Genomic DNA, 3,516 nt, shown 5'->3' on the forward strand with positions numbered 1-3,516 from the left:
AACGTCTCCGAGGAGCACCAGCTGCTCGTCGACCGGACCTACACCGCGATGTGGCGCGGCATCAAGGCGGTGAAGCCGGGCCGCGAGGTCAACGTCATCGGCCGGGTCATCGAGGCCTACGCCAAGCGTTTCGGCTACAACGTGGTCCGGGACTTCACCGGCCACGGGGTCGGCCCGACGTTCCACAACGGTCTGATCATCGTCCACCACGACGAGGAGGCGTACAACACGGTCCTGGAGCCGGGGATGACGCTGACCATCGAGCCGATGTTCAACCTCGGCTCGCTGGACTACACCATCTGGGACGACAACTGGACCGTGCAGAACACCGACCGGAAGTGGACCGCCCAGTGGGAGCACACCATGGTCGTCACCGAGGACGGGGTCGATGTGCTCACCCTGCGCGAAGGTGAGAAGGACCAGACGAAGAAGTAGTCCTCCGGTAGCGTCGGTGGCATGACTGTTTCAGCGCGTGTGCCACGACGTCCGGGGGAGAAGCGGCCGGGACTGCGTGAGCTCGGGCCGGTGAACTTCGCCGTCGAGCGGATCGGTGCCAGGGTCCGGGGGAAGCGGACGCTCGGGGTGTTCGCGACCGTCGGACGGGTGAGACGCATGCTGCCCGCCTGGCTGGTGTACTCGGCCACGATGATGCCCTTCGGTGCGCTCGGCAGGGCGGAATCGGAGCTGGTGATCCTGCGGGTCGCGGCGTTGAAGGGGAACTCGGGTGGGGACTACGAGATGGACCACCACACCGCGTTGGGCATGAGGGCAGGACTGATCGAGGGGGACATCGTCGCGGCGACGCGGGTCGACGAGGGGTGGGAGCCGGGGCGCCACGGGTTCCACGGTCGCCGCGGGGCGATGCTCGACGTCACCGATGAGATCGTCCGGTTCGGGGAGGTCTCGGACCCGGCGTGGGAGCGGCTGGCGTCCTTCCTCACCGACCGGGAGTGCGTGGCGCTGGTGATGCTGGTGACCAACTACGGCGGGCTCGCCACCGCGCTGTCCGTGCTGCGGACGCCGCTGGACGAGCAGCGGTAGATGGTGTCCGGAGGCGGGCGCAGGGGGGTGGGTCGCCGGCACAGTATGACAGTGATTCATTTATAAGAAAGAGGGTGTGAGAAACGCTGTGTCCAACACTGGTCTGCACTGAGTTCCACATGTGTGTAGACTGCAAGGTGAGTGCCTGACCGTGAAGGTCGGGTGGCTCCTTTCGGATGATTCCTTGGTAGGGGGTTGACGAATGCGGAGAGAGGGCCGGGGTTTCCCGGCCCTCTTTTTTGCGGGCGTTACAGGCGACTGCCGGCGGGTTAGGCTTCATCCGACAGTGAGGCTACGACGACAGGAGAACGTCAGTGACGAATCAGGATTCGTGGGGTGCTGGTGCCCGGGGCTTCGGCCAGCAGCAGGACCCCGCGCCCCCGGGGTATCCCCAGCAGCAGGGCTACCCACAGGCAGGGGTCTACGGATACCCGCCTCAGCCGGGGTACGGCGCCTACGGCGGTGCGACGCAGCCGTCGGCCAAGTCGAAGGTCGCCGCGGCAGTGCTGGCGTTCTTCCTCGGTTGGCTGGGCGCGCACAACTTCTACCTGGGGAAGACGGGTAAGGCGGTCACACAGCTGGTGCTGGCGATCATCGGCTGGGTCCTGTACTTCGTCGGGGTCGGCATCATCGCCAGCGCCGGCGCCGCCTACTCCTACAGCTACGACCCGGACATGGTGATGGTGGGCGGGATCGTGAGCGGCGCCGCCTGGCTCCTCTTCCTGGCCCCGGTCGGCATCTGGGCCTTCGTCGAGTTCATCATGATCCTCGCCGGTGCCCGGTCCTACTCCACCGACCGGCAGGGACTGCCGTTGCGCTGATCCTTACCGGAGGGTGAGGACGCTAAGCAGCTGTGGAACCGCATCGACCCCCCGACGGGTCGGCGTCCGGTCCCCGGGAGGAGTCCGCGCTACCCGGCCGGGCGCATGGAACAGTGCGGACGGCCGGCGGACGGCGGGACCGGTCCGGTCAGCCAGGTCAGCCAGGTGTCCCGGAGCAGGACGGTGCCCCGGTGGGCACGGCGTCCCTCCGCAGCTGGTGCGGGTGGTCTTCAGCCGGTTACGCCACCGATGGTGAAGGGGCTCCTGCTGCGGCAGGAACAGGTCCAGGGGTGGTGTTCATCCGCTACGATACGGGGGAACAATGAACTTTTTCACTGCCGCCGTGACCCCCGAGGAGCCCACCGTGACCGATCCAGGACCGTCGAGCAGCAGGGACGACGACCAGTTCCCGCAGTCCCCGTTCTCCGACGACGTCGAGGGGGTGCAGAGTGAGGGCGACTACCCCGGTCTGTCGAGCCAGCCGGCCGATTCGCCGCCCGGATATCCGTCCGGTCACCAGCCCGGTTACCAGCAGGGGTCCCAGCCGGGGTATGCCGGCGGCTACCCGCAGCAGGGTGGTTACCCGCCGAACGGGTACGGGGCGCCGGTCTACCCTCCGAACGCCTACGCCGCTCCGGGCTACCCCGGCGCCGGCTACCCGCCGAATGCCGTAGTCTCGCCGAAGTCGAAGATCGCCGGGGCGCTCCTGGCGTTCTTCCTCGGCTCCGTCGGCGCCCACAACTTCTACTTCGGCAAGACCGGCAAGGCGGTCGCTCAGCTGGTGATGGCCGTGATCGGCTGGATCGGTGTCTTCGCCGGAATAGGCTGCATCGGCGCCGGCGCCGAGTCGGACCAGGAGTGGGTGGCAGGCTCCTCGGGCTACGGCTACTACAGCTACTCGGACAATGACGGGCTCATCATCGCCGGTGGCATTATCGTCATCGCCGCAGGCATTCTCCTCACCGCGGTGGCGATCTGGGCGTTCGTCGAGTTCATCATGATCCTCTCCAACGCACGGTCGTACCAGTTTGACAAGGAAGGACGCCTGGTACAGTAGGTCTCCGCAGCGATCTTCCACTGTCCACCGGTCGTCTCCAGCAACCAGGTGTTGGAGAGCGGGGAGGGGATGTTCCGTGCGGCCATCGCCGACTTGTCGCCCCCTCGACAACGGCACCGGAGACGACCCGGGGGAGAGCGTCGTAGCCGGCGGCGGGCAGCGACCGTCTCGCAGGAGATCATCGCCCGGCCGTTTCCGACGTGGGTCTTCGGTGCGGAGAGGACGGGGACGACCGGATGCAGTCAACGTTGGTCAACGTACTACGTCCGGCAGAACCGTGACCAGGGGTGAGCTGCTGCGGCGGTGCGCGCCGGTCCGGGCCGATCCGGTTGCGTCGCGTACATGGGGAGACCGGATCAGCCCGGTGGGGACCAGCGGACACTGTCCGGACACTAAGGTGAAACCGGACGGCAGGGGCCGTCGGGGAGGGGATATCTCATGGGCGACCACTGGACCACTGCGGAACTTCGGGCGGCAGGATGGACCACCAGATCCATCGCCACCGCAGTGGAGAGGGCAATAAGTCCACCGAGGTGGTGTACGTGGTGTGTTCGCTGGGGCATGTGGAGGCGCCGGTGGCGATGCTGGCGAGGTGGG

4 protein-coding genes are annotated in these 3,516 nt (G+C 67.0%); all 4 read left to right on the top strand.

Annotated elements, in window-relative coordinates:
- The coding region (locus QZV72_RS10475; protein ID WP_297008265.1) for a M24 family metallopeptidase at positions 1–435 on the top strand (435 nt) is incomplete at its 5' end.
- A gap of 21 nt (positions 436–456) precedes the next feature.
- The gene (locus QZV72_RS10480) at positions 457–1,041 is read left to right on the top strand and encodes a carboxymuconolactone decarboxylase family protein (protein ID WP_297008266.1); all 585 of its coding nucleotides are present in this window, start codon (positions 457–459) and stop codon (positions 1,039–1,041) included.
- A 314-nt stretch (positions 1,042–1,355) separates the two neighbouring features.
- On the top strand, positions 1,356–1,862 hold the full coding sequence (locus tag QZV72_RS10485) for a TM2 domain-containing protein (protein ID WP_297008267.1): 507 nt from the start codon (positions 1,356–1,358) through the stop codon (positions 1,860–1,862).
- 322 nt (positions 1,863–2,184) lie between these two features.
- Complete coding sequence (locus QZV72_RS10490; protein WP_297008269.1) at positions 2,185–2,919, top strand: TM2 domain-containing protein; 735 nt, start codon at positions 2,185–2,187, stop codon at positions 2,917–2,919.
- The last annotated feature ends 597 nt before the right edge of the window (positions 2,920–3,516 follow it).

Origin of the sequence: uncultured Corynebacterium sp., from assembly GCF_902782855.1 — a bacterium.
Taxonomy (GTDB): Bacteria; Actinomycetota; Actinomycetes; order Mycobacteriales; family Mycobacteriaceae; genus Corynebacterium.